This window comes from Pseudonocardia pini (assembly GCF_013870575.1).
GTDB lineage: Bacteria > Actinomycetota > Actinomycetes > Mycobacteriales > Pseudonocardiaceae > Pseudonocardia > Pseudonocardia pini.
Window position 1 is genome coordinate 1 of sequence record NZ_JACBXB010000632.1, and the last position, 3,338, is coordinate 3,338.

Annotated in this window: 3 protein-coding genes and 1 pseudogene; 2 read left to right on the top strand and 2 right to left on the bottom strand. The window is 70.4% G+C overall.

Translation table 11 applies throughout. The features are described 5' to 3' along the window. Positions 1–437 (top strand): annotated as a pseudogene (locus H5J29_RS26145) (zf-HC2 domain-containing protein); the annotation flags it as partial. A 102-nt stretch (positions 438–539) separates the two neighbouring features. Here the strand turns inward: H5J29_RS26145 and H5J29_RS26150 are convergent. Next, positions 540–2,717 carry a glutamine synthetase III family protein gene (locus H5J29_RS26150; protein ID WP_181783675.1) on the bottom strand — a complete coding sequence of 726 codons (2,178 nt, stop codon included), beginning with the start codon at positions 2,715–2,717 and terminating at the stop codon, positions 540–542. A gap of 148 nt (positions 2,718–2,865) precedes the next feature. After that, entirely contained in the window at positions 2,866–3,087 is a 222-nt protein-coding gene (locus H5J29_RS26155; protein ID WP_181783676.1) for a hypothetical protein, read from the bottom strand. Positions 3,088–3,171: 84 nt separating this feature from the next. On the opposite strand from H5J29_RS26155, the gene H5J29_RS35435 reads away from it, so the two are divergent. Then, on the top strand, positions 3,172–3,338 hold a 167-nt coding region (locus H5J29_RS35435), incomplete at its 3' end, for a GntR family transcriptional regulator (protein WP_181783677.1).

A 3,338-nucleotide genomic window follows, 5' to 3' on the forward strand; every position in this document is an offset into this window, starting at 1 on the left:
CCGGTGCCGCGGGCCTGCACGGCGAGATGTCCGGTGCGTCCATGACGCACTTCTCGCACGAGAGCGCGGCCTGGAACCTCGCACTCGGCGTGGCCTTCGGCTGGGTCGCCCTCCGCGGGCGCGGGGCGCGCACGATCCTGCCGGTGGTGGGGGCGTTCGTGGGGGTGTTGGCGCTGCTCAGCGCCCTCGACGCGGCCGCGGACCGGGTGGAGCCCACGCGCCTGGTCGGGCACGGGCTGGTGGTGGTCGGGCTCCTGCTGCTGCTCGCCTACCGCTCCCTCTCGCGGAACGACGACGACCACGCCGCGTCGGACGAAGCCGGCGGTCTCGCCGAGCCCGGCCTCCCGGTCGCGCCGGAGCGGCCTGCGGCCCAGCGCCGCCCCCACCTGGCCCGACGCCGGCCGGGACCCGAACCGGCAGCCCGCCGCGCCGCCTGACACGACGGGCGAGCATGTCCGACTCGCGCGTCGAGACCGGGGGACTCGCGGAGGCCGTCCCGCGAGTCCCCCGGTTCCGACGCGCGAGTCGGACAGGATCGCTCAGAGGATGAAGAGCATCTCCTGGTAGGTCGGCAGCGGCCAGAGGTCGTCCGCCACGACCGACTCGAGCGCGTCCGCGGCCTCGCGGACCGCGGCCATCGCCGGGAGCAGCTTCTCCCCGGCGTGCTCGGCCTCGGCGACGGTGCTCTCGGCACTGTGGTCGGCGAGCTCGGTCTTGAGCGTGGCCAACGCGCCCCGCAGGGCCGTGACCAGCTCGGTGACCTCGACCAGCGCGGAGGTGTCCGCCTCGACGCCCGCGGCCTTGAGGGTCGCGACGTTCTGCGCCAGCTCGGTCTGGTGGCGGACCGCGGCCGGGAGGATCTGGGTGCTGCCCATCTCCGCCGTGAGCTTGGCCTCGACGCCGACCGTGAGCGCGTACTGCTCCAGGGCGATCTCGTAGCGCGAGTGCATCTCGCGCTCGTTGAACACGCCGTAGGTGGAGAACAGCTCCATCGCCGACTCGGAGATCAGCTCGGGGACCGCGTCCAGCGTGGTGCGCAGGTTCGGCAGGCCCCGCTCGGCGGCCTCGATCTGCCACTTCTCCGAGTAGCCGTCCCCGTTGAAGACGACCGCGCCGTGCTCGGTGATGATGGTCTTGAGAAGCGCCTGGACGGCCGCGTCGAAGTCGGTGCCCGCCGCGACGGCGGTCTCCAGCTCGGTGGCGCAGTAGTCGAGGGCCTCGGCCATGATCGTGTTGATCGTGGTGATCGGGGAGGCGACGGTCTGCATCGAGCCGGGGGCACGGAACTCGAACCGGTTGCCGGTGAAGGCGAACGGGCTGGTCCGGTTGCGGTCACCCGGGTCCGTGGGCAGCACCGGCAGGGTGTCGACGCCGATCTGCATGGCGCCCTTGCCCTTGGAGCCGGACAGCTCGCCCTCGGCGATCTGCTCGAACACGTCGGCGAGCTGGTCGCCGAGGAAGATCGAGATGATCGCGGGCGGGGCCTCGTTGGCGCCGAGGCGGTGGTCGTTGGTCGCCGAGGCGACCGAGACCCGCAGCAGGCCCGAGTACTTGTGCACCGCGCGGATGACCGCGGCGCAGAACACCAGGAACTGCGCGTTCTCGTGCGGGGTGTCGCCCGGGACCAGCAGCGAGCCCAGCTCGGAGTTGCCCAGCGACCAGTTGACGTGCTTGCCGGAGCCGTTGACGCCCTCGAACGGCTTCTCGTGGAAGAGGATCTCGAGGCCGTGCTTCTTGGCGATCGTCTTGAACGTGGTCATCAGCAGCTGCTGGTGGTCGCTCGCGACGTTGCCGCGCTCGAACATCGGCGCGATCTCGAACTGGCCGGGCGCGACCTCGTTGTGCCGGGTCTTGGCCGGGATGCCGAGGCGGAACAGCTCGCGCTCGGTGTCCATCATGAAGCCCAGGACGCGCTCCGGGATGGCACCGAAGTAGTGGTCGTCGAACTCCTGACCCTTGGCCGGCTTCGCGCCGAACAGCGTGCGGCCGGAGTTGAGCAGGTCCGGACGGGCCACGAAGAAGTGCCGGTCGATCAGGAAGTACTCCTGCTCCGGCCCGCAGAACGAGACGACGTGCTCGGCGGTCTCGGTCCCGAACAGCGTCAGGATGCGCTCGGCCTGGCGGCCCATCGCCTGCTGCGAGCGCAGGACCGGGGTCTTGTGGTCCAGCGCCTCACCGGTCATCGAGACGAAGACCGTGGGGATGCACAGCGTGTTGCCGTTCGGGTTCTCCAGCACGTACGCCGGGCTGGTGATGTCCCAGCCGGTGTACCCGCGGGCCTCGAACGTGTTGCGCAGGCCGCCGTTGGGGAAGCTCGACGCGTCGGGCTCGCCCTGGATCAGCGTCTTGCCCGCGAACTCGGCCAGGGCGGACCCGTCGGCCACCGGCTCGAGGAAGCTGTCGTGCTTCTCGGCGGTCAGGTGGGTGAGCGGGTAGAAGACGTGCGCGTAGTGCGTCGCGCCCTTCTCCAGCGCCCAGTCCTTCATCGCGGAGGCGACGGCGTCGGCCACCACCGGGTCGAGCTTGGCGCCCTTCTCGATCGTCGCCATGACGGACTTGAAGACCGACTTCGGGAGCCGCTTCTGCATCACGGACTTGCTGAACACGTTCTCGCCGAAGATCTCTCCGGGCGCTTCACCCGGCACGAAGCTGACGGCGGGGGGCTCGTAGGCCTCGACGGCCGAGATCGCCTGCAGGCGCGCGGCATTTCCACTCATGGAGGGTCCTCTGCTTCCGATCGTGTGCACGCGTCAGCGTGCGGAGCGGAATCCCCCGAAGGGTTGCCGGGCGATGACGATCGCGTTGCCGAACCGAACGGAACGTGACGGAGGTGCGTCGTTCAGGGGACCCGCGCGCCGCGCATCCTCAGTTCTGACGACCTGCGGTGACCATCCTCTTCGGACGGACCGGCACCCGCGGGTGGGTGCCGACGGCCCAGCCGACGGTCAGCCCGATCCCGATCTCCAGGACCGACAGGCCCACGACCCGGCTGAAGAAGAGCACCGACGAGACGTAGAAGGCGCCGTCGCCGATCGAGTTGACCAGGTGCGCCGAGGCCAGCACCCGGGCAGGTCCGCGAAAGGTCATGCGGCCGACGCTACGAGGACCAGTGGCCCGGTCGAAGGTCCAAGAACTGTTCTTCGGAATGAGCCGATCGCTACCCTCGACCCCGTGGACTGGCAGCTCGACGTCGGCGCCCGTGGTGACCGCACCACCGCGCTCTACCAGCAGATCAGGGCCGCGGTGTCGGACGGGCGGCTGCGCCCGGGCGACCGGCTGCCGCCGACCCGGGAGCTCGCTGCCCGGGCGTGCCGAACAGGTACAGGATCAGGTCCGAG